This window comes from Pseudomonas sp. P7779, from assembly GCF_013386315.1.
GTDB lineage: Bacteria > Pseudomonadota > Gammaproteobacteria > Pseudomonadales > Pseudomonadaceae > Aquipseudomonas.
Window position 1 is genome coordinate 1 of sequence record NZ_JACARZ010000077.1, and the last position, 22957, is coordinate 22957.

22 protein-coding genes, 2 tRNA genes and 2 pseudogenes are annotated in these 22957 nt (G+C 60.4%); 16 read left to right on the plus strand and 10 right to left on the minus strand.

Features of this window, described 5'->3' with window-relative positions:
• Positions 1-210, plus strand: a pseudogene (locus HX869_RS22025) (MFS sugar transporter); the annotation flags it as partial.
• A gap of 137 nt (positions 211-347) precedes the next feature.
• On the opposite strand, the gene HX869_RS22030 reads toward HX869_RS22025, so the two are convergent.
• The 6 genes from HX869_RS22030 to hemA all read right to left on the minus strand — a co-directional run bounded on the left by HX869_RS22030 (position 348) and on the right by hemA (position 5714).
• Positions 348-866, minus strand: coding sequence for an acyloxyacyl hydrolase (locus HX869_RS22030; RefSeq protein WP_003208415.1), 519 nt, complete (start codon positions 864-866; stop codon positions 348-350).
• Positions 867-978: 112 nt separating this feature from the next.
• A complete protein-coding gene (gene murI / locus HX869_RS22035) occupies positions 979-1773 on the minus strand; it encodes a glutamate racemase (protein WP_178903641.1) in 795 nt (264 codons plus the stop codon).
• Positions 1766-2521 carry a molybdopterin-synthase adenylyltransferase MoeB gene (locus tag HX869_RS22040; RefSeq protein ID WP_008432269.1) on the minus strand — a complete coding sequence of 252 codons (756 nt, stop codon included), beginning with the start codon at positions 2519-2521 and terminating at the stop codon, positions 1766-1768. The genes murI and HX869_RS22040 overlap by 8 nt, the downstream gene beginning before the upstream one ends.
• Complete coding sequence (gene prmC / locus HX869_RS22045; RefSeq protein ID WP_003208408.1) at positions 2518-3345, minus strand: peptide chain release factor N(5)-glutamine methyltransferase; 828 nt, start codon at positions 3343-3345, stop codon at positions 2518-2520. Before prmC ends, HX869_RS22040 begins: the two co-directional genes overlap by 4 nt.
• The gene (gene prfA, locus HX869_RS22050) at positions 3346-4428 is read right to left on the minus strand and encodes a peptide chain release factor 1 (protein ID WP_003208405.1); all 1083 of its coding nucleotides are present in this window, start codon (positions 4426-4428) and stop codon (positions 3346-3348) included. It abuts the gene before it with no gap.
• Positions 4425-5714 (minus strand): glutamyl-tRNA reductase, encoded by a 1290-nt coding sequence (gene hemA, locus HX869_RS22055; RefSeq protein WP_008432265.1) that lies wholly within the window; start codon positions 5712-5714, stop codon positions 4425-4427. The genes prfA and hemA overlap by 4 nt, the downstream gene beginning before the upstream one ends.
• A gap of 274 nt (positions 5715-5988) precedes the next feature.
• On the opposite strand from hemA, the gene HX869_RS22060 reads away from it, so the two are divergent.
• The 8 genes from HX869_RS22060 (at position 5989) to ychF (ending at position 12898) form a co-directional block, all read left to right on the plus strand.
• Entirely contained in the window at positions 5989-7713 is a 1725-nt protein-coding gene (locus HX869_RS22060) for a tetratricopeptide repeat protein (protein ID WP_008432263.1), read from the plus strand.
• Positions 7714-7717: 4 nt separating this feature from the next.
• Positions 7718-8335, plus strand: a complete 618-nt coding sequence (lolB, locus tag HX869_RS22065) for a lipoprotein insertase outer membrane protein LolB (RefSeq protein ID WP_008432261.1) — start codon at positions 7718-7720, stop codon at positions 8333-8335.
• Between the two features lies 1 nt (position 8336).
• Positions 8337-9188 (plus strand): 4-(cytidine 5'-diphospho)-2-C-methyl-D-erythritol kinase, encoded by an 852-nt coding sequence (gene ispE / locus HX869_RS22070; RefSeq protein ID WP_003208395.1) that lies wholly within the window; start codon positions 8337-8339, stop codon positions 9186-9188.
• Between the two features lie 36 nt (positions 9189-9224).
• A tRNA-Gln gene (locus tag HX869_RS22075) sits at positions 9225-9299 on the plus strand.
• A 45-nt stretch (positions 9300-9344) separates the two neighbouring features.
• Positions 9345-10286: a ribose-phosphate pyrophosphokinase gene (locus HX869_RS22080; RefSeq protein ID WP_003208392.1), complete on the plus strand. Its 942-nt coding sequence runs from the start codon at positions 9345-9347 to the stop codon at positions 10284-10286.
• A 138-nt stretch (positions 10287-10424) separates the two neighbouring features.
• Positions 10425-11024 carry a 50S ribosomal protein L25/general stress protein Ctc gene (locus tag HX869_RS22085; RefSeq protein WP_003208391.1) on the plus strand — a complete coding sequence of 200 codons (600 nt, stop codon included), beginning with the start codon at positions 10425-10427 and terminating at the stop codon, positions 11022-11024.
• A 165-nt stretch (positions 11025-11189) separates the two neighbouring features.
• Entirely contained in the window at positions 11190-11774 is a 585-nt protein-coding gene (gene pth, locus HX869_RS22090; RefSeq protein WP_003208389.1) for an aminoacyl-tRNA hydrolase, read from the plus strand.
• Positions 11775-11797: 23 nt separating this feature from the next.
• Positions 11798-12898, plus strand: coding sequence for a redox-regulated ATPase YchF (gene ychF, locus HX869_RS22095; protein WP_008432257.1), 1101 nt, complete (start codon positions 11798-11800; stop codon positions 12896-12898).
• A 368-nt stretch (positions 12899-13266) separates the two neighbouring features.
• Here ychF and HX869_RS22100 read toward each other — a convergent pair whose 3' ends face one another.
• Entirely contained in the window at positions 13267-13491 is a 225-nt protein-coding gene (locus tag HX869_RS22100) for a hypothetical protein (protein ID WP_087693771.1), read from the minus strand.
• Between the two features lie 124 nt (positions 13492-13615).
• Between HX869_RS22100 and HX869_RS31420 the strand changes: the two are divergent.
• A pseudogene (locus tag HX869_RS31420) lies at positions 13616-13735 on the plus strand (RNA polymerase subunit sigma); the annotation flags it as partial.
• A gap of 108 nt (positions 13736-13843) precedes the next feature.
• Here HX869_RS31420 and HX869_RS22105 read toward each other — a convergent pair.
• The gene (locus HX869_RS22105) at positions 13844-15061 is read right to left on the minus strand and encodes an MFS transporter (RefSeq protein WP_093201834.1); all 1218 of its coding nucleotides are present in this window, start codon (positions 15059-15061) and stop codon (positions 13844-13846) included.
• A 426-nt stretch (positions 15062-15487) separates the two neighbouring features.
• Between HX869_RS22105 and HX869_RS22110 the strand changes: the two genes are divergently transcribed.
• Positions 15488-15808: a DUF6124 family protein gene (locus tag HX869_RS22110; protein WP_063033154.1), complete on the plus strand. Its 321-nt coding sequence runs from the start codon at positions 15488-15490 to the stop codon at positions 15806-15808.
• Positions 15809-16077: 269 nt separating this feature from the next.
• A tRNA-Met gene (locus HX869_RS22115) sits at positions 16078-16154 on the plus strand.
• 81 nt (positions 16155-16235) lie between these two features.
• On the opposite strand, the gene HX869_RS22120 is transcribed toward HX869_RS22115, so the two are convergent.
• On the minus strand, positions 16236-17276 hold the full coding sequence (locus HX869_RS22120) for a DMT family transporter (RefSeq protein WP_003217846.1): 1041 nt from the start codon (positions 17274-17276) through the stop codon (positions 16236-16238).
• A gap of 145 nt (positions 17277-17421) precedes the next feature.
• On the opposite strand from HX869_RS22120, the gene rimJ reads away from it, so the two are divergent.
• From rimJ to HX869_RS22140, 4 genes are all read left to right on the plus strand, one after another.
• Positions 17422-18006 (plus strand): ribosomal protein S5-alanine N-acetyltransferase, encoded by a 585-nt coding sequence (gene rimJ / locus HX869_RS22125; protein WP_178903642.1) that lies wholly within the window; start codon positions 17422-17424, stop codon positions 18004-18006.
• Positions 18007-18039: 33 nt separating this feature from the next.
• A complete protein-coding gene (locus tag HX869_RS22130; protein ID WP_003217834.1) occupies positions 18040-18555 on the plus strand; it encodes a sigma-70 family RNA polymerase sigma factor in 516 nt (171 codons plus the stop codon).
• Complete coding sequence (locus HX869_RS22135; protein WP_087693777.1) at positions 18552-19496, plus strand: FecR domain-containing protein; 945 nt, start codon at positions 18552-18554, stop codon at positions 19494-19496. Before HX869_RS22130 ends, HX869_RS22135 begins: the two co-directional genes overlap by 4 nt.
• A gap of 75 nt (positions 19497-19571) precedes the next feature.
• Positions 19572-21980: a TonB-dependent siderophore receptor gene (locus HX869_RS22140; protein ID WP_087693778.1), complete on the plus strand. Its 2409-nt coding sequence runs from the start codon at positions 19572-19574 to the stop codon at positions 21978-21980.
• Positions 21981-22022: 42 nt separating this feature from the next.
• Here the strand turns inward: HX869_RS22140 and HX869_RS22145 are convergent, their stop codons facing one another.
• Positions 22023-22913, minus strand: a complete 891-nt coding sequence (locus tag HX869_RS22145; RefSeq protein ID WP_218646310.1) for a bifunctional helix-turn-helix transcriptional regulator/GNAT family N-acetyltransferase — start codon at positions 22911-22913, stop codon at positions 22023-22025.
• Between the last annotated feature and the right edge of the window lie 44 nt (positions 22914-22957).

The following is a 22957-nucleotide window of genomic DNA, read 5'->3' on the forward strand; positions in this document are numbered from 1 at the left end:
GGCCTGAACATCGCGGCGTTCAACCTGGGGATTGCCGGTGGCGCGTGGGCCGGCGGCCTGATCGTCGCCCACATGGGCTTGATCCACACGGCGTGGATTGGCGGCTCGGTGGTGTTGGTGGCCTTGGCGCTGACGGCCTGGAGCGGGCGCCTTGACCGGCTGGGGCCGGTGTATGCCGAGAGCTCGACCCGGGTGGTTGGCGGGCACTGATCCCGCAGCGATAAAGAACCCAATGTGGGAGCGGGCTTGCTCGCGAAAGCGGTGTGTCAGTCAACTGATTCGTGGCTGATACACCGCTTTCGCGAGCAAGCCCGCTCCCACAATGGTTTTGCAGTGTGCTTAAAAAACTACAACGGCAGCGTGTAGTGCAGCGAATAACTCTCTACACCATCGTTATTGCTGCTGATCCCGGCATTGGAGTAATGGGTGGCCCGAATCCCCACTTCACTGCCACCGACAAAGCGCAAGCCAAAGCCCAGCCGGTCTTCAAACTGGAAAGCCTGGCCGATATTGTTGTCTTCTACCCGCGTGCGGGAGAACACGGCCACACCCACGCCGGCCTCGATGTACGGCTTCACCCTCTCCCCGGCAAACTCATACACAAACACGGGTGAGAACGACAGGCTGCTGACGCTGGCCCGCTTGTCACCGTCCCAGTAGGTGTAGGCGCCGCTCCAGTACCCGGTCACGCGCCCCGTATCGGTCTGCCACCAGCTTTTATCCCAGTCCGAGGTCAGCCCCAACCGATAGGTCATGGTCGAATCGCTCGTACTTCCCACCCCAAGTTCCAGGCCTGCCGCCTGTGCGGAAAAAGAGTGCCCCAACATTGCGGCCGCAATCGCAGCCAAACAGAACAAGCGCTTCATAGAGAAACATCCCTTCCGAACGAAGTTGTATGATTTTGTACCGGCTAACTTGCTATAGAAGCTGCCGTATAGCCAGAAGTTCAGCGGATAAAGGCGTTATTTCACGTTTTTTTCACACGCCAAAACTACGCACAACTCCGGGAGATTTCCATAGGGTCGGTAGGATATTTCTTAGATGCTGCGGATCGCCGCTGGTCCAGAACTGTACAGGCGGCGGATTGCCAGTGGCCAGCAGTTCGCGATCACTCAAAAGACGTTGCAATTGACGCGCTACTGCCGCCCCGGTGTCGATCAAAATGATCGTCGGCGGGAGCATCTCGGCGAGCAGGGGCTTGAGGAACGGGTAGTGGGTGCAGCCAAGGATGATGGTGTCGCAACCGGCCGCAATCAGCGGCTCCACGTAGCCTTGCAACAGCAGGCGCAGGGCCGGACTGTCCAGGTCGCCGGTTTCGATCAGCTCCACCAGGCCCGGGCAGGGTTGGGTGACCACCCGCACATCGGTGGCGAAGCGGTCAAGCAAGGCGGCGAACTTGGCGCTTTGCAGGGTGCCGGTGGTCGCCAGCACGCCGACGACGCCACTGCGGGTCGCGGCAGCCGCGGGTTTGACTGCCGGTTCCATGCCCACCAATGGCCAGTCGGGATAGTCCTGGCGCAAATCGGCAACCGCCGCAACGGTCGCCGTGTTGCAGGCAATCACAAACGCTTTGGCGCCCTTCTCACGGAAGAACGTCGCCACCTTTCGCGAACGATCGAGGATGAACGCCGGGGTTTTCTCGCCGTAGGGGATATTCCCGCCATCCGCCACGTACAGCAGCGACTCATGGGGCAGCAGACGCTGGATTTCGTCCAGCACCGACAGGCCGCCGACACCGGAGTCGAACACACCAATCGGCGCATCCTTAACCATGTTGGCTACCGCAGACGCTGCAGCCGGGATCGCGCTTGACCCGCAACTCGCGAAAACGCGTGGTCAGGGCGTCGATCAACAACAGCCGCCCCACCAGCGGCTCGCCGAAACCGGCCAGCAATTTCAAGGCTTCCAGGGCTTGCAGGCTGCCGACCAAACCCACCAGCGGGCCGATGACACCGGCTTCGCTGCAGGTCAGTTCGGCGTCGCTGCCGTGCCCGTATAAACAGTGGTAGCAGGGGCTTTCGGCGCGACGAGGGTCGAACACCGACAGCTGGCCTTCGAGGCGAATCGCCGCACCGCTCACCAAAGGCTTGCCGGCAGCGACACACGCAGCGTTGACCGCTTCGCGGGTGGAGAAGTTGTCGCTGCAATCCAGTACCACATCGACCACCGCAACGGCGGCCGCGAGGGAATCCTCATCCAGCGCGCTGCGATGGGCAACCAGCTGTATTTCAGGATTGATCGCGCTCAGGCGGCGAATCGCCGAGTCGACCTTGCTCAGGCCGACGCTGTCGGTGTCGTGAATGATCTGGCGTTGCAGGTTGGTCAGGTCGACAGTGTCGAAATCCGCCAAATGCAGCTCACCCACCCCCGCCGCCGCCAGGTACAGCGCCACTGGCGAACCGAGGCCACCCAGGCCGACGATCAGCGCGCGGCTGTTTTTCAGGCGCAACTGGCCTTCGATGTCGACATGCTGCAACAGAATCTGCCGGCTATAGCGCAACAGCTCCTGGTCGTTCATCACGGGCGGCGTCCCAACGTGATGCGTTCGTGGCCGCCCAGGTCGATGCGGCTGTGGACTTCTTCAAAGCCTTCCCCCAGCAGCAGGTCGCGCACGGCGGGCGCCTGGTCGTAACCGTGTTCCAGCAGCAACCAACCCGCGGCGTCGAGGTGCGCAGGCGCCTGGGCGATGATCAGCCGCAGGTCGTCCAGGCCGTCATGCCCGGATACCAGCGCGCTGGCCGGTTCAAAGCGCACGTCACCGGCCACCAGGTGCGGGTCGGTGTCGGCTATATAAGGTGGGTTGCTGATGATCAGGTTGTAAGTGTGGCCTTCGAGGGCACTGAACCAATGGCTGTTCAGCACCGTGGCGTTGTTCAGGTGCAGGCGCTGGCGGTTGCGTTCGGCCAGGGCCACAGCTTCCAGCACGCGGTCGACCGCCGTCACTTGCCAGGCCGGGCGTTCGCTGGCCAGGGCCAGGGCAATCGCGCCGCTGCCGGTGCCCAGGTCCAGGACCTTGGCCGGTGTGGCAGGCAGCAATTCCAGGGCGGCTTCCACCAGCATCTCGGTTTCCGGACGCGGGATCAGCGTGTGCGGTGCCACTTCCAGGTCGAGCTTCCAGAAGCCTTGCTGGCCGAGGATGTAGGCCACGGGCTCGCCGGCACGACGGCGTTGCAGGTAGTCGGCAAAGGTCAGCGCGTGTTCACTGCTGACGATTTTTTCCGGCCAGGTGTGCAGGTAGCTGCGGGACTTGCCCAAGGCGGCGGCCAGCAACAATTCCACGTCCAGGCGCGCAGTCGGCGAGTCCGGCAGGTCGGCGGCGCGTAACAAACTGGCAATAATGGTCATTTATTCACCTATCGCCGCAAGCTGGTCGGCCTGGTATTCGGCCAACAACGGCTCGATTACCGCATCGACGCCACCGGCGAGGATTTCGTCCAGGGAGTACAGCGTCAGGTTGACGCGGTGGTCGGTGACCCGGCCCTGGGCAAAGTTGTAGGTACGAATGCGCTCGGAACGGTCGCCCGAGCCCACCAGCAGCTTACGCTCGCTGGCAATCGCATTGGCGGCGGCGCTGGTCTGCTGGTCATTCAGCTTGGCCGACAGCCAGGACATGGCCCGCGCACGGTTCTTGTGCTGGGAACGTTCTTCCTGGCACTCCACCACGATGCCCGAAGGCAAGTGAGTGATACGGATCGCCGAGTCAGTCTTGTTGACGTGCTGGCCACCGGCGCCCGATGAGCGGTAGGTGTCGACCCGCAGGTCTGCGGGGTTGATCTCGATGGCTTCCTGCTCGTCGGGCTCGGGCAACACGGCCACGGTGCACGCCGAGGTGTGGATACGGCCCTGGGATTCCGTGGCCGGCACCCGCTGCACGCGGTGCACGCCGGATTCGAACTTCAGTTTGCCGTAGACATTCTCGCCCTCAACCCGGGCGATGACTTCTTTATAGCCGCCGTGTTCGCCTTCGTTCTCGGACAAAATCTCCACACGCCAGCCGCGACGCTCGGCATAGCGCGAATACATGCGGAACAGGTCGCCGGAGAAAATCGCCGCTTCGTCACCGCCGGTGCCGGCGCGGATTTCAAGGAATACGTTGCGCCCGTCGTTCGGATCCTTGGGCAACAGCATGCGTTGCAGGTCGCCTTCCAGTTCGATCAGCTTGTCCTTGGCCTCTCGCACTTCTTCAACGGCCATTTCGCGCATGTCCGGGTCGCTGTCCTTGAGCAGCGCCTGGGCGCCTTCGAGGTCAGCCTGAACCTTGAGCAACTGTTTATAGGTGCCCACGATCGGCTCAACTTCCGCGTACTCCTTGGAATAGGTGCGGAACTTGGTCTGATCGGAGATGACCTCGCCATCGCCGAGCAAGGCGGTCAGTTCTTCGAAACGGTCCTGAAGGACGTCCAGTTTATTGAGCAGTGACGCTTTCATTGCGGTTTTTTATCCGAAGAGCTTTCTGTCGCGCCCTCACCGAGGGCAAAGAGTTCCTGGGCCATGGCCAGCGCATCGAGGCGGCCTTCGGCGGTAAGCTTTTTCAACTGGACACTGGGAGCGTGCAGCAATTTGTTGGTCAGGCCGCGCGCCAGTTGCATCAGCACGTCTTCGGCGCTGCTGCCGTTGGCGAGCATACGCTGGGCCTTGATCAATTCCTCGTCCCGCAGGCGTTCGCCTTGCTGACGGTAGGCCTTGAGCACGTCCACTGCCGCCAGTTCACGCAGGCGCACCATGAAATCGTCGGCACCGGTGCTGACCATTTCCTCGGCAGCCTGGGCAGCGCCCTGGCGACTCTTCAGGTTTTCGGCGACCACTTCGTGCAGGTCGTCGACGCTGTAGAGGTAAACGTCGTCCAACTCGCCGACTTCAGGCTCGATATCCCGGGGAACGGCGATATCCACCATGAAGATCGGCTTGTGCTTGCGCAGTTTCAGGGCGCTTTCCACCGCGCCCTTGCCGAGGATCGGCAACTGGCTGGCAGTAGAGCTGATGACGATGTCGCTGCGCACCAGCTCGGCCGGGATGTCGGAGAGCAACACCGCGTGGGCACCGAACTGCTCGGCCAGGATGCTGGCGCGTTCCAGGGTACGGTTGGCGACGACGATGCGCTTTACGCCCAGCTCGTGCAGGTGGCGGGCGACCAGGGTGATGGTCTCGCCGGCGCCGATCAGCAGGGCCTGGCTGCGCTGCAAGTCACTGAAAATCTGTTTGGCCAGGCTGACGGCGGCAAACGCCACGGACACCGGGTTTTCACCGATGGCGGTGTCGGTGCGCACCTGCTTGGCGGAGTTGAAGGTGGCCTGGAACAGGCGCCCCAGCAGCGGGCCGATGGTGCCGGCCTCGCGGGCCACGGCGTAGGCGGACTTCATCTGGCCGAGAATCTGCGGTTCGCCCAACACCAGCGAATCCAGCCCGGAGGCGACGCGCATCATGTGACGAACTGCCGCATCCTCTTCGTGCACATATGAGCTTTGGCGCAGCTCATCGAGGCTCAAATGGTGGTAATCGGCCAGCCAGCGCAGCACCACATCCGCTGAAAGATGTTCCTGCTCTATATAGAGCTCGCTGCGATTACAGGTCGAAAGGATCGCAGCTTCGCGACTGTCGGTGAGCCGGCAGAGCTGCTGCAAGGCCTCAACCAACTGCTCGGGAGTAAAAGCCACGCGCTCGCGGACGTCTACAGAAGCAGTCTTGTGGTTAATACCGAGTGCAAGGAAGGCCATTCAATATCGCTGATGATGTCGGGAAGCCGACAATTGTCCTACTTCGAATGATTCAGAACAACCACCGTAGGCTATTGTCCTAGTAGCTTACGCCTATAAAGGCCATCTGTAGGAGCGAGCTTGCTCGCGATGGTCGTTAACGATAACGCTGGCTTACGGGATAAAACGCGTTGTCCTCTGGTTCTTCGCGAGCAAGCTCGCTCCTACACGGTTATGTTTGGCCGAAGGCTTGTGTCATGATGATCCGACCGCAGGTTAGTCGTCCTCTTCCTATATGAATAGATCTTCCGCGTTGCTCCTTGCTTTTGTCTTTCTCAGCGGCTGCCAGGCCATGGCACCCGTGTCGCCGGACGGTACGCCGCCGGTAGAAGACAGCACCCCCGCCCCTGAAAAGCCCAAGGTTTATTCCTCGTTCAGTGAAGAGACGATCTTCAGCCTGCTGAGCGCGGAGCTGGCCGGCCAGCGCAATCGTTTCGACATTGCCCTGGATAACTACGTGACCCAGGCCATTAATACTCAGGATCCGGGGATTTCGGAGCGGGCGTTTCGCATCGCCGAGTACCTGGGCGCCGATCAGGCGGCCCTGGACTCCTCGCTGATCTGGGCGAAAAACGCCCCGGACGATCTCGAGGCGCAACGGGCAGCGGCCATTCAACTGGCCCGCGCCGGACGCTATGACGACTCCATGGTGTATATGGAGAAGGTCCTGCAGGGCAAGGGCGACACGCATTTCGACTTCCTCGCGCTGTCGGCCGCCGACACCGATCAGGACACCCGCAACGGCCTGATGAAGAGTTTCGACCGCCTGCTGCAAAAACACCCGAACAACAGCCAGCTGATTTTCGGCAAGGCGCTGTTGTTGCAACAGGATGATGAGCCCGAGGCTGCGCTGAAGCTGCTGGAGCAACACCCGCCGGAAGAGGGCGAGATTGCGCCGATCCTGCTGCGCGCCCGCCTGCTGCAAAACCTCAACCGCGGCAAGGAAGCGATTCCGCTGCTGGAAAAAAGCATCAAGAAGTACCCGGGCGACAAACGCCTGCTGCTGACCTATGCCCGCATGCTGGTTGAACAGGACCGCATGGAAGACGCCAAGGTGCAATTCGCCAACCTCGTGCAGCAATACCCGGACGATGACGAATTGCGCTACTCCCTGGCGCTGGTGTGCCTGGAAGCCAAGGCCTGGGATGAGGCCAAGGGTTACCTGGAAGACCTGATCGCCCGCGAGAGCCACGTGGATTCGGCGCACCTGAACCTGGGCCGCATCGCTGAAGAGCGTAACGACCCGCAGGCTGCATTGCTTGAATACGCCCAGGTCGGCGCCGGCAATGACTACCTGCCGGCGCAACTGCGCCAGGCCGATATCCTGATGAACAACGGCCGCACCGACGAGGCGGAAAAACGCCTGGCTGCCGCACGGGATGCCGAACCGGACTACGCGATCCAGCTGTACCTGATCCAGGCCGAGACCCTGTCGGCCAACAAGCAGGGCGATCGCGCCTGGAAAATCCTCCAGCAAGCCTTGCTGCAATATCCGGACGACTTGAACCTGCTGTACACCCGCGCCATGCAGGCGGAAAAACGCAATGACCTGGCGCAGATGGAAAAAGACCTGCGCCTGATCATCAAGCGCGACCCGGACAATGCCATGGCACTGAACGCCCTGGGTTACACCTTGTCCGACCGTACAACGCGTTACGCCGAAGCCAAGGAGCTGATTGAAAAGGCTCACCAGCTCAACCCGGAAGACCCGGCCGTACTCGACAGCCTCGGCTGGGTGAATTACCGCCTGGGCAACCTGGACGAAGCCGAGCGCTTGTTGCGCCAGGCGCTGGAGCGCTTCCCCGACCAGGAAGTCGCCGCACACCTGGGCGAAGTGCTCTGGGCCAATGGCAAGCAGCGTGAAGCGCGACAAATCTGGGAGAAGTTCCTCAAGGAACAACCCGAAAGCCCAATCCTGCGCAGCACCATCAAGCGCCTGACCGGATCCGAGACCCTTTAACTTTATGTTTTTGCGCCACGTTATCGTTTTCAGCTTTATCGCCCTGCTCGCCGGCTGTTCCGGTCTTGGCACCCGTGAATCTGTCGAAGGCCCGGGCAACCCGGCGCAGTGGCAGCAGCACAAGGATCAACTGAGCAGCCTTGATGGCTGGCAGATCGAGGGCAAGGTGGGCATTCGCGCCCCGAAAGATTCGGGCAGCGGCACCTTGTTCTGGCTGCAACGCCAGGACTATTACGACATTCGCCTGTCTGGCCCGCTGGGCCGCGGTGCGGCACGCCTGACCGGCCGGCCGGGGCAAGTCAGCCTGGAAGTGGCCAATCAGGGCCGCTATGAAGCGCCAACGCCGGAAGCCCTGCTGGAAGAACAGATGGGCTGGAAACTCCCCGTATCGCACCTGGTGTGGTGGGTACGCGGTCTTCCTGCGCCAGACAGCAAGAGCCGCCTGAGCCTCAATGGCGACAGCCGCCTGGCTTCGCTGGAACAGGATGGCTGGCAGGTCGAATACCTGAGCTATGTGCAACAGAACGGTTACTGGCTGCCCGAGCGCATCAAGCTGCATGGCACCGACCTTGACGTCACGCTGGTGATCAAGGACTGGCAACCGCGCAAGCTGGGGCAGTGAGATGAACGAGCAACGCCTGACCCTGCCCTCCCCGGCCAAACTCAATTTGATGCTGCACATTCTCGGTCGCCGTGAAGACGGCTATCACGAGTTGCAGACGATTTTTCAGTTTCTCGACTACGGCGATGAGCTGACCTTCGCCGTTCGCGATGACGGCGTGATCCAGTTGCACACCGAATTCGACGGCGTGCCTCACGACAGCAACCTGATTGTGAAGGCCGCGAAAAAACTCCAGGAACAATCCGGTTGCCCACTGGGCATCGACATCTGGATCGAAAAAATCCTGCCCATGGGCGGCGGCATCGGTGGCGGCAGCTCAAATGCCGCAACGACATTGCTCGGCCTGAATCACTTGTGGCAACTGGGTTGGGACCACGATCGCCTGGCGGCGCTGGGCCTGACACTGGGCGCGGACGTCCCGGTTTTCGTGCGTGGGCACGCCGCTTTTGCCGAAGGCGTGGGGGAGAAACTCACCCCTGTAGACCCCGAAGAGCCGTGGTATGTCGTGCTTGTTCCGCAAGTATCTGTAAGTACAGCAGAAATTTTTTCAGATCCACTGTTGACACGTAACTCTCCTCCCATTAAAGTGCGCCCCGTTCCCAAGGGAAACAGTCGAAATGACTGCTTACCGGTTGTAGCAAGGCGCTATCCAGATGTACGTAACGCTTTGAATTTGTTAGGTAATTTTACCGAAGCAAAATTAACCGGAACTGGAAGTTGTGTGTTTGGGGGCTTCCCAAGCAAAGCTGAAGCTGATAAAGTCTCGGCCCTTCTTACAGAGACCCTTACAGGGTTTGTAGCAAAGGGAAGCAACGTTTCGATGTTGCATCGCAAGCTGCAAAGTCTGCTCTAAAGGAACCGAGTACTGGGTACTCGTTGCAACAGATACAGGGGCGTCGCCAAGCGGTAAGGCAGCAGGTTTTGATCCTGCCATGCGTTGGTTCGAATCCAGCCGCCCCTGCCATTTTCTATACTCATCCAGGTTACCCTCAGCCTCTAGGTACTGCGCGTGTCCAAGATGATGGTCTTTACGGGGAATGCTAACCCCGATCTGGCTCGGCGTGTTGTACGTCAGCTGCATATCCCTCTCGGTGACATCTCTGTCGGTAAATTCTCCGACGGCGAAATTACAGCCGAGATCAATGAAAACGTCCGCGGTAAAGATGTCTTCATTATTCAGCCGACTTGCGCTCCGACCAACGATAACCTGATGGAACTCGTCGTGATGGCTGATGCCTTCCGCCGCTCCTCAGCGACTCGAATCACAGCTGTAATCCCTTACTTTGGTTATGCCCGTCAGGATCGCCGTCCGCGTTCCGCACGTGTGGCTATCAGCGCGAAAGTCGTTGCTGACATGCTGACCGTGGTAGGTATCGACCGTGTTCTCACGGTTGACCTGCACGCTGACCAAATCCAGGGGTTCTTCGATATTCCGGTAGATAACATCTACGGCTCCCCCGTCCTGGTGGATGACATCGAAGACCAGCGCTTTGAAAACCTGATGATCGTGTCCCCGGACATTGGTGGCGTCGTGCGTGCACGGGCTGTTGCCAAATCCCTGGGCGTGGATCTCGGGATCATCGACAAACGCCGCGAGAAAGCCAATCACTCTGAAGTGATGCATATCATCGGTGATGTCGAAGGGCGTACCTGTATTCTGGTTGATGACATGGTCGACACCGCCGGCACCCTGTGCCACGCGGCGAAAGCCTTGAAAGAGCACGGTGCAGCAAAAGTCTTCGCCTACTGCACACACCCTGTGCTGTCGGGCCGAGCGATCGAGAACATCGAGAACTCAATGCTGGACGAACTGGTGGTGACTAACACCATCCCGTTGTCCGCTGCCGCTCAAGCCTGTTCGCGTATCCGTCAACTGGATATCGCACCGGTAGTTGCCGAAGCGGTTCGCCGCATCAGCAACGAAGAATCGATCAGCGCGATGTTCCGTTAAGGGTCAAACCTTAGCAGCATCAACCTGACGAAAAGCGCCCCGCCCCAGCATTCTGTTGGGGCGGGGCTTTTTTGCCCATATCGCCTTTAGCGCTGGTCGCAAACGCTAGGGCGAATGTGGTTATTTTGGAGATACAACATGAACGATTTTACTTTGAATGCTGAACTGCGTTCCGACCTGGGGAAAGGTGCGAGCCGCCGCCTGCGTCGTCTCGCAAGCCTGGTTCCAGCTGTAGTTTACGGTGGCGAAAAAGCCCCTGAATCCATCAGCATGCTGGCTAAAGAAATCGCCAAACTGCTCGAAAACGACGCGGCTTACAGCCACATCATCGAGCTGAACGTTGGCGGCACCAAGCAGAACGTCATCATCAAGGCACTGCAACGTCACCCAGCTAAAGGCCACGTGCTGCACGCTGACTTCGTACGCGTAGTAGCTGGTCAGAAACTGACCGCTATCGTGCCTGTGCACTTTGTTGGTGAAGAAGCTCCGGTCAAGAAAGGCGGCGAAGTTTCGCACGTTATCGCCGAGATCGAAGTGACCTGCCTGCCGAAAGACCTGCCTGAGTTCATCGAAGTCGACCTGTCGGCTCTGGAAATCGGCGCAATCGTTCACCTGTCCGACCTCAAGGCTCCTAAAGGCGTTGAGTTCGTTGCACTGGCTCACGGTGACGACAAAGCTGTTGCAAACGTACACGCTCCACGCGTTGCACCAGAAGCTGAAGAAGGCGCTGCAGAGTAATTCACTCTGTAATGCCGGAGCTTGAGGAAACATCGCGGACCGGAACGTAGCGAGAAAGCGGGCGAGAATGCGAAGTTGGCCTCTAACGGTTAATGAGTTTTTGTCGTCCACTTTCGCCGCACCAACGGCGATGTTATCCACAACTCCAAAGGAAGGGCCCCTGTCGTGACTGCCATTAAACTGATCGTTGGCCTGGGAAATCCAGGCGCCGAATACGAACAGACCCGGCATAACGCGGGGGCCCTTTTTGTTGAGCGCATCGCCCACGCCCAAGGCGTCAATCTTGTGGCCGATCGCAAATATTTCGGCCTGACCGGACGCTTTTCGCATCAGGGTCAGGATGTTCGTCTGTTGATTCCCACCACCTACATGAACCGCAGCGGCCAGGCTGTCGCGGCGCTTGCGGGCTTCTTCCGGATCAAACCCGAAGAAATCCTGGTGGCCCATGACGAACTAGACCTGCCACCCGGCGTTGCCAAGCTCAAGCAAGGCGGCGGCCATGGCGGGCATAATGGCCTGCGCGACATCATCGCGCAGTTGGGCAATCAGAATACGTTCTACCGCTTGCGGCTTGGCATTGGCCACCCGGGCGTTGCCAGTATGGTTTCAAATTTCGTCCTGGGTCGTGCGCCACGCGCCGAACAGGAAAAACTCGATGCCAGCATCGATTTTGCCCTCGGCGTGCTGCCGGATATCTTCGCCGGTGAATGGAACCGTGCGATGAAAAACCTGCACAGCCAGAAGGCCTGACTCTTTACCCGAGGGGAAACACCATGGGATTCAATTGCGGCATCGTCGGCCTACCTAACGTCGGCAAGTCCACCCTGTTCAACGCCCTGACCAAATCCGGTATTGCGGCGGAGAACTTCCCCTTCTGCACCATCGAACCGAACACCGGTATCGTGCCGATGCCCGATACACGCCTGGACGCCCTGGCGGCCATCGTGAATCCAAAGCGCATCCTGCCGACCACCATGGAGTTCGTCGACATCGCGGGCCTGGTAGCCGGCGCTTCGAAAGGTGAAGGCCTGGGCAACAAGTTCCTCGCCAACATCCGCGAGACCGATGCCATCGCCCACGTGGTCCGCTGCTTCGAAGACGAGAACGTGATTCACGTCTCCAACAGCGTCGACCCGAAACGCGACATCGAGATCATCGACCTGGAACTGATCTTCGCCGACCTCGACAGCTGCGAGAAGCAACTGCAAAAGGTCACGCGTAACGCCAAGGGCGGCGACAAGGACGCAGTGGTCCAGAAAGCCTTGCTGGAGCAACTGATTGCCCACTTCACCCTGGGCAAGCCGGCACGCAGCCTGATGAAGAGCATGAGCGCCGACGAAAAAGCTGTGATCAAGGGCTTCCACCTGCTGACCACCAAGCCGGTGATGTACATCGCCAACGTGGCTGAAGACGGTTTCGAGAACAACCCGCTGCTCGACGTGGTCCTGGCCATTGCCGAAGAAGAAGGCGCTATCGTTGTTCCGGTGTGCAACAAGATCGAAGCGGAAATCGCCGAGCTGGAAGACGGCGAAGAGAAAGACATGTTCCTCGAGGCCCTGGGCCTGGAAGAGCCTGGCCTGAACCGCGTGATCCGTGCCGGCTACGAAATGCTGCACCTGCAGACCTACTTCACCGCCGGTGTTGAAGAAGTACGCGCCTGGACCGTCAAGGTCGGTGCCACTGCCCCGCAAGCGGCTGGCGTGATCCACACCGACTTCGAAAAAGGCTTCATCCGCGCCGAAGTCATCGCCTACAACGACTTCATCCAGTTCAAGGGTGAAGCCGGTGCCAAGGAAGCCGGTAAATGGCGCCTGGAAGGCAAGGAATACATCGTCAAGGATGGCGACGTGATGCACTTCCGCTTCAACGTATAAGCTTTACCTGCGGCCTATGCCGCAAAACAAAAAGCCGATGCACTGCATCGGCTTTTTTGTGGGCGCTCACTTCCCCGCCACCGAAAAAAACTTCGGTATTCAATATTGTTAGAGCCAGTCCCATCTCTAAAATTAGCAGCGAGAACTTCAGAATTCGATTCGGTAGATATGAAAAATCACCAGCCCGGTAGGCAGTCCAGCTCGCTACCAACGTGCGCATGCCCCTGGGGAAGCGCCTCCCTGCGATAGGGCGCCGTTGTAAGCTAGTAAGCGGCCTACCCTGCCGTTACTGCTAACGACGGCACCTAGGCGGAATCGGACTACTTGCCTCGATGTTAGACAGCCGGACCTTCTACTGCTCCAGACCGTCACAGCTTTCCTAAACTCCCTGTGACTGTTAGCTCAGCAATTCCCTGACGAATAAACACAAGGTTCTCATCCAGTGTTTCGAGCGCACCGCGCACGTTGTTGGCAATTTCTGCCGACCCACGTTGTTCGACCCACTTGGAAAGCTCTTCAACTGCGGCGCCTAGGGCGAGTTGGTTCTGATTAAGGCGATCAAACAAGCTAGCAATCAGTTTGATATCCGTCATGGCGGCTCTCCGTGTTTTGAGCAAGCGTAGCACCGACGCCTTAATCACTCGGAATCACTTTCATGGAAAGCATATCTACCGGCGGCTGGAACCTGCTGACTTAGTACAGCAACAAGCACTTGCCGATGGAAACGCCCAATACACCGCCGACACCTTGGACATCCCCATTAGCACGGTGCGCCTACGTTTGTCCCGGGCGCGAGAACAGCTCAAGCGGGCCACCTACAACCCGCTACAACCGTAAATCAGCGCACCGGCGCAACGCCGACACCCTTTGCAGGAGCAGTTGATTTACCCGTTTGACGCAAGCGTTGGGCAGCAGGGATATCTGCCCGACTCGATTGATCTGGTATCAGGCCTTTTTGGTACGCGGCAACAGAATCGCCAACACCCCGAACAGCGGCAGGAACGAGCACAGCGTGTACACGTACTCGATGCCGTGGATGTCTGCCAGGTGCCCCAGCAGCGCCGCACCAATCCCGCCAAAACCGAACATCAAACCGAAGAACACCCCGGCGATCATCCCCACATTGCCCGGCACCAACTCTTGCGCATACACCACAATTGCCGAGAACGCCGAGGCCAGGATAAAGCCGATCACCACGCTCAGAATGCTGGTCCAGAACAGGTCCACATGGGGCAGAATCAGGGTGAACGGCGCCACCCCGAGGATCGAAAACCAGATCACCGCCTTACGGCCGATCTTGTCGCCAATCGGCCCGCCAAAGAACGTGCCCGCCGCCACCGCGCCGAGGAACAGGAACAGATGCAGCTGGGAACTGGCCACCGACAGGTCGAACTTCTCGATCAGGTAGAAGGTGAAGTAACTGGTGAAACTGGCCATGTAGAAGTACTTGGAAAACACCAGCAGGCCCAGCACCACCAGCGCGCTCAACACCCGGCCCTTGGACAGGCCGTGAGTGGCCGCCTGGCCTTGCTTGAGCTTGAACAGGTTCAAGTGGTGGGCGTACCAGCGGCTGATCGCATACAGCACAAACAACGCAAACACCGCGAACAGGCCGAACCAGGCCACATTGCCCTGGCCGAACGGAATGATGATCGCCGCCGCCAGCAACGGGCCGAAGGCCGAGCCGGCATTACCGCCCACCTGGAACGTCGACTGCGCCAGACCATAACGCCCGCCCGACGCCAGGCGCGCCACGCGGGACGCTTCCGGGTGGAAGGTCGACGAGCCGATGCCGATCAACCCCGCCGCCAGCAGGATCAACGGGAAGCTGCCCACCTGGGACATCATCAGGATGCCCACCAGCGTGCAGATCATTCCGCAGGGCAACAGGTACGGCTTGGGATGGCGATCGGTGTAATAACCCACCCACGGCTGCAGCAGGGACGCGGTGAGCTGGAACGTGAGGGTGATCAGGCCGACCTGGGTGAACGTCAGGCCGTAATTGGCCTTGAGCATCGGGTAGATCGAGGGCAGTACCGACTGGATCAAGTCATTGATCAAATGCGCCAGCGCCACCGCGCCGATTACACGCATCACCAACGGGCTGGTTTGCCCGGCGGCAGGCGTCGTAGCCACGGAGGGCTGGGAATTGCTCAGAGCCATGGGAGGTTTTCCGTACAGCAGATGGATGCACAGGTGCAGGTGCGACAATGTGCCACTTTTGGGTGCAGGAAGGCTATCCCGTTAGCAGGCTAACGAGTAGATGAATCGATGCAGCGGTCATGGTTTGTAAAGGGCCAGCAAGATGAATCCCTTTAATTTGCGGGACGTTTCCTAGAGAATCTTTCGGCCTTGTGCCTGGGGGAGTCGGTGGCTAGTCTTCGGTCCGTCGCTGGTTTTCAGTGATCGGGTTTAGTCGCCCGGACTTATATCAGGCGCATGCTTTCATGAGGTTTCATGGTGGCTGTGCGCAGGGCACCTTCGGGTGCGCCGGGTTTTCCTGATTAGCCGGTCGACTAACCTGCGTACAGCCGCCACCCTTCGTTTAGTCGCGAACGGTACGGCTTCAAGTTAATCAGGAGCTATGCCATGTTTAAAATTGTCCCCGATCCACCCCGTGACCAAGCCAAAGACCGCGCCGCCTTCAACCGAGCGCTCGACCACTACCTACCCACTGACCCGCCGCAACCCTCGACAAACTTCTACGCCATCAGCGACGAAATCAGCTTCGAAGACTCCCTGCTCTACACCGCCGACCTGCTGCACAGCGCCTCGGCCACCGCGCTCGACTGTGGCGAACAACTGCAAAGCCCCGAGCGTGCCAAAGTGCTTGCCGTGTGGCACCTGCTGGAAATGGCCAAAGCCATGGTCGACCGCTCGATAGAGTGCCTGCACCCGCGCAAAACCTGACGCACGAACGCCAGAACACCGCAGATCAACTGTGGGAGCGGGCTTGCTCGCGAAGGCGGTGGACCAGCCAATACCTCTGCTGACTGACACACCGCATTCGCGAGCAAGCCCGCTCCCACCTTTTGATCTTCGCCGCCTTGGGACCTGCGCAAACCCCAACCGCTCGTCACCAAACCCGGTGTTTCCCGTTAAACAGTTGATAGCGTAGATAAATTTTCAAAAAAAGCGCTTGACGCATTCCCGTTCTCCGCGAATAATGCGCGCCACTTGGCTACATAGCTCAGTTGGTTAGAGCATAGCATTCATAATGCTGGGGTCCGGGGTTCAAGTCCCTGTGTAGCCACCAAGTACTAAAAACGGCTTACCGAAAGGTAGGCCGTTTTTTTATGCCTGAAGAAAAGTCCAGGGCCCTACTGCCCTGGAGACGTCAGTGTTTATGCCGATGGTGCACATCGGGAAAATGCGCATGACTGTGCAGGATCGGTGCGTGCTCATGCGCATGACTATGTGGCTCGGTACCGTCCCACTCAAAGCCGTGCACATGCTGGTGGTGCTCGTCGTGTGTATGGCGATGGCCGTGCGTAAGAGGATCGTGCTGATGCTCGTGGGCATGATGTTCCATCAAGTGAATCCACACCCCGATGGCCATCAAGGCGGCAGCGAGCAAGAACATCAGCGAGACCGACTCGCCCAGGATCAGAATCGAGATGACCGCACCCAGAAAGGGAGCCGTGGAAAAATAGGCACCGGTGCGCGCGCTGCCAAGCCCACGCAGAGCGAGCACAAACAACACCAGACTTACGCCATACCCAAGCAGCCCAACCACCATGATGGACCCCAGCGTGGCCACGGCTGGCAGTTGCGACCCGATGGCCAACGCCAGACAGCAATTGACCACCCCCGCCGCCAAGCCTTTGCTCCCGGCGATAAAAAGCGCATCTGAGGCAGAGACCTTACGGGTCAGGTTGTTGTCGATGGCCCAACAAAAACAGGCGAACGCCACGGCCAGCGGCCCCGTCCAATCATGAGCCGTCGCCGTCCCTTGCGGCCACGACAAGACGAGCCCGCCCAAAACAATCGCGATCATGCCGACCACAATCCGGCGATCCGCGTTCTCTTTAAACACGACCCACGCCAGCACGGCCGTGAGCACTGACTCAAGATTGAGCATCAGCGATGCGGTGGCGCCCGCGGTACGGGTGAGGCCATACATGAGCGCCACTGGCGCAAGCACGCCCCCAAAGACGATGGCGCCCATCAACCAGGGCCACTCTCCGGCTGCAAGGCCGGGCCGTTTCCAGCCGTGGTCGCGGGCAAACCGAACGATGGCCAGGCCCAGGCCGCTGCCCAGATAGAGCAGCCCTGCCAACAGTATGGGCGGCGTATCCAGCCCCAAGAGCTTGGCAAGCGGAGTGCTGGCGCCGAACAACGCCGCAGCAGCCAACGCGTAGAGAACGCTCACATTCATAATGGGTTGCCCTATCAGGCTTATTGCATAAGGACGAGCATCATAGCTGTGCCCGGGTAAGAATTATGTGAATGCCAGCCTGGCTGGATTCTGTACGACTGAAGCGGCAGGATAGCCCGGCTGGCAAACCACAAGAAGGTGACGCATGACATTCCCCGCTACCGGCATCAGCACTGAGCGCCTCTTACTGCTGGGCGCCCACCCTTCCCACGCTCGCGCCCTGCAAATGTACCTGCTGCAAAATCGCGCCTTTCTGCAGCCTTGGGAGCCTTCGCGTGACGACGCCTTTTTTGAACCGGACGCCATCACCGAACGCCTCCACGCCATGGCCGACAAAACCGCCAGCGGCGAAGCGTTGCACCTGCTGATATTCAGCCAGGACCAAATCATCGGCGCCTGCAACTTCAGCAACATCGTGCGCGGTGCGTTTCAGGCCTGCCACTTGGGTTATGCGCTGGCTGAATCCGCCCAAGGCCAAGGCTTGATGCACGAAGCGCTGACGGCGGCGATTGCCCATGTGTTCGACGCCATGCAGCTGCACCGAATCATGGCCAACTACCGCCCAGAGAATGAGCGCAGTGCGCGCCTGCTGGCACGGCTGGGGTTTGAAAAAGAGGGCGAGGCGCGGGCGTATCTGAGGATCAACGGGGTCTGGGCGGACCATGTGTTAACGGCACTGATCAATCCGGCAAGCGACCGTCTATTGCAGCCCGAAGTTTTAAACCACTAGAATGGGATTAATTCTCACTTACGATTCTCTCTCATGAAGCTGTCTTCGCCCACCGACGCTCCTACGCTCGATGCGCTGTACCGCGGCTACCACGGCTGGTTGTTGACCTGGTTGCGGCGTCGTGTGCATTGCTCCCATCAGGCGGCCGACGTGGCGCAAGACACTTTCGTACGCTTGTTGGCATCGGGTACTTACGTGGCGCCGGGTGAGCCACGGGCTTATCTGGCCACCATCGCGCGCCGGTTGCTGATGGACAATGGCCGCCGCCGACGCCTGGAACAGGCCTACCGCGAAGAGCTCGAACGCTGCGCCGCGTACCTTGAACAGGCGCCTTCACCGGAGCAGATCCTGCAAGCCGCGCAAATGCTTGAGGCGATCGACCGGGCCTTGGCACGCATGCACAAGCGGATCCGCGACACCTTCATCCTGCGTTACCTCGAAGGCCTGGACCAGGCGCAAATCGCCCAGCGCCTGGGTGTCTCGGTGCGCACAGTACAGAACGATCTGGTGGAAGCCTTGCTGGCGTGTGATGCGTGCGCCCAGCCATGAACCAGCCTCTGCCCCACGCAGTGCTGCGCCAGGCTGCCGAATGGCTGGTGCGGCTGGATCACGAAGGCAACGACGCCAGCGAACAGGCGTTTCGCACCTGGCTGGCCGCCGACCCGCAGCACCCGCAAGCCATTGCCCGCCTTCAGGGCCACTTGCTGCCTCTCAAACAAGCCCCGGCCCGTGCCGCATTGCGCCGGGCCCGGCAGCCTCGCCAAGGGGCAACGCTGGTCAAGTGTCTCGCCCTGGCCCTGCTGCTCGCGGGGGTGCCGGCGTACCAGTACGAGCAACGTGGCTATCTGTTCGCCGACCTGAGCACCGACCGTGGCCAATGGCGCCAGACGCTGCTGGCCGACGGCAGCGACCTGCAACTGGAAGGCAGCTCTGCGGTGAACCTGCACCTGGACGCCAGCCAGCGCCGCGTGCAACTGCTGCATGGTGAGATTCTGGTAACAGTGGCCAAGGACACCCAGCGCCCGTTTTATGTCGACACCCCGCAGGGCAGCATTCGCGCCCTGGGCACGCGTTTTATCGTCGAACTCAGCGACACCGCCACCGTGGTCAAGATGCTCGAATCCTCGACCCGCATCGACAGTGCCGGGCATACGATTACCCTCGGCCCCGGCGAGCAGGTGCGCCTGGATGCAAGCGGGCCCGGCACGCCGAAAAGCGTTGATGTGCAAGCGCAGCAGCAAGCCTGGACGGCCCACCAGTTGCTGGCCAACGACGAGCCGCTGGCGGATGTACTTGAGCGCCTGGCGCGGCATCGCCCGGGTGTGCTGATGTTCGATCGCCAGGCGCTGCAAGGCATTCGGGTGACGGTGATGCTGCCGACGGACGACAGCGACCGCGCATTGCGCCTGCTCACACGCACCCTGCCGATTGAAGTCAGCACCTACACCCCGTGGCTCACACGTGTGCGCCTGAAATCCCCCGCCGGATAATTCTTACGCACCGTTGCGTGTTTTCGGTTTTGCCGCGTCCTTTCCTTGGCCAACATCCAAAGGAGCACCGATAACATGTCTTCAACCCCCACACGCGGCGGCCTGTTGCTGGCCAGTCGACTGTTGCTTGGCTGCCTGCCCCTGGCGGTGCCGGGCCTGGCCTACGCGCAGCAGCAGGTACAGGCGTTCGACATCGCCCCCGGAAAACTCGGTGACGTGCTGACGCGTTACGCCCAGGCCGCCGGCGTGCCGATCTCGTTCCTGTCGCAACAAGTGGCCGGGTTGGACAGCCCCGGCGTGCGCGGCAGCTACAACGTGGAGGACGGGTTCGCGCAGGTGCTGGCCGGCACCGGCTTCGCAGCACGCGGCAATGCCGATGGCTACCAGCTGGAAAGCCTGCCGGTGGCCGGCGGCGCGCTGTCGCTGGGTGCCACAGAGATCACCGCGAATCAGTTGGGCACCATCACTGAGGGCAGCGGTTCCTACACCCCGGGCACCATCGCCACCGCCACGCGCATGGTGCTGACCCCACGGGAAACCCCGCAGTCGATCACCGTGATCACGCGCCAGCATATGGATGACTTCGCGCTCACTTCGATCGACGACGTGATGCGCCATACACCGGGCATCACCGTGTCGACCTTCGACAGCGAGCGTAACAATTACTACGCCCGCGGCTTCTCGGTGGAAAACTTCCAGTACGACGGCATCCCGACCCTGCGCAACTCCGCCTACTCGTCCAGCCAGACCCTCAGCGACATGGCGATCTATGACCGCGTGGAAATCCTCAAGGGTGCCACCGGACTGCTGACCGGCGCCGGCGCCCCTGGCGCGACGATCAACCTGATCCGCAAAAAGCCCACGCGGGACTTCAAGGCCAGCGTCGAACTCGGCGCCGGCAGCTGGGACAACTATCGTTCCCAGATCGACGTGAGTGGCCCGCTGACCGACAGCGGCAACGTGCGCGGGCGTGCGGTGGCGGCGTACCAGGACAAGCACTCGTTCATGGACCACTACCAGCGCAGCACCAATGTGTATTTCGGCACGCTGGAAGCCGACCTGACCGACGACACCCTGCTCACCGTCGGTTTCGATTACCTGGACAGCGACCCGCAAGGCTCGGGCTGGTCCGGCAGCCGTGCGCTGTTCGATCGCAACGGCAACCGCATCGATGTAAAACGCTCCTACAACAACGGCGCCAAGTGGAGCCGCTGGGAGCAGTACTCCCGCAGCGTGTTCTCCACCCTGGAACACAACTTCGACAATGGCTGGGTGATCAAGGGCCAATACACCCACCAACTCATGGGCTACGACGCGCCCCTGGGCTCGATCATGAGTGGCCCGTTCCCCGCCACCGGACTGTCGTCCCTGTACGCGAACAAGTTCACCGGCAACACCCGCGCCGACTCGGGCGATGTCTACGCCAGCGGTCCGTTCAGCCTGCTGGGCCGTACCCATGAATTGGTGATTGGCGCGTCGGCCTCGAACTCCCACTGGACCGGAAAGGACTACGGCGCCCCCACTTATGTGGGCAACAACGAGATCGATTTCTGGAACTTCGATGGCAACGCTCCGGAGCCGAACTGGGGTGAACCGACACGGATCATCGATGCCACGACCCGCCAATCCGCAGGCTATATGGCCGCACGTTTCAACCTCATGGATGACCTGAACCTGTTCCTCGGCAGCCGCGTGGCCAACTACAAATTGCGTGGCGAAGACGACTCCACCGAGACCGGCAAGCTGGTGCCCTACGCCGGGGTCACCTACGACCTGAACGACAACTTCACCGCGTATGCCAGCTACACCGACATCTTCATGCCGACGACCTACAGCCGCGACCGCAACAACAAATTGCTGGAACCGGATGAAGGCAAGAACTACGAGACCGGCCTCAAGGGTGAGTTCTTCGAGGGCCGGCTCAACACCAGCATGGCCTACTTCGAAGTGCACGAAACCAACCGTGCGGAGCCGGACGCCGAATACAACGCCGCGCCGACCAACCCATCCCTCGGGTATGCCGAGAAAGGCATCAAGGCCAAAACCAAGGGTTTCGAGGCCGAGATGTCCGGCGAGCTTGCGCCGGGCTGGCAGGCCCAGGCCGGCTACACCCACAAGATCCTGCGGGATGAGCATGGCGACAAGGCTTCGACCTGGGAGCCGGAGGACCAGCTCAGTTTCTTCACCTCGTACAAACTCAAGGGTCCGCTGGACCGCCTGACCGTCGGCGGCGGCGCGCGCTGGCAGAGCAGAAGCTGGCAAGTGGTGTACAACCGGCCCAAGGCGCAAAACGAAGAGTTCTCGCAGGAAGCGTATTGGGTGGTGGACGCGATGGCCAAGTATCAGGTCAGCGAACATCTTTCCGCGACGCTGAACGTCAACAACCTGTTCGACAAGCAGTACTACACCAACATCGGCTTCTATAACACGGCCTATTACGGCACCCCGCGCAACGTGATGCTCACCACGCGCTGGGACTTCTAACCGGCCAGGCGCCAGCGCCCCGTGACGTGGGGCGCTGTTGCGTCAAACAGCGTGCCGCACAAAACACTGCTCCACCACAGACTTGCCCCACTGCTGCCCCTCCTGCTCGGACGCCAGCACAAAGCCCGCGCTTTCATAAAGCTTGCGCGCCACATCCAGGCCCTTGAACGTCCATAGCCGCACCGCCGGAAACCGGTGCCCGTCACAGAAATCCAGCGCCTCTTTCAACAACCGTTTACCCAAGCCCTGGCCGTGGGCAGACGGGTCGAGGATGAAGCAGCGCAGGGTCGCCTCGCCGTTTTCGCCCTCGCCATCAATCGCGATCGAACCGACGATCTGCTCTGCGTCCAGCACTGCCCAGACTTGGTTGCGCGGGTTGGCCAGGCGCCCCATCAACTCGGCCATGTCCGCCGCCACCAGGCTTTCAAACGGCTGGCCAAAATTCGCATGCTGGGCGTAGTACTCGGCGTGCATCTGCGCGATACGCCCGATGATGCCTGGCCGGTAGCCATGGGCAATGCGGTAGTGCCTCGGCTGCCGGGCGCCAGTACGTTGGGTTTGCAGGGCTGCGGCGTATTGATCGAGCCCACGGCTGACGGCCTGTTGCTGTTCGCTGGACAAGTCGCCAATCGCCTCGCCCACCTGGCGCCGGGCAAACGTTTCGATGTCGCGTAACGTCTTCTGGCCTCGTGTGGTGAGCCGCAGCTTTTTCGAACGGGCATCGTCCTCGTTGGCAAACTCTTCCAGCTCGCCCGCCTCGACCAGCTTGCGCACCATGCGGCTCACCGACGACTTTTCCAGCCCCAGCAACATGACCAGTTCAGCCGCTGTCAGCGCGCCACGCTCGCCGATTTCAACAATCGTGTGCACCGATGACGGTGGGTAACTGCTGGCCGCCAACTTCGGCTGCATGAAGCCCAGCTCTCGCACCATAAGACGCGAGGCACAGCGGATCTGATCGATAAGGTCTGGCTTGG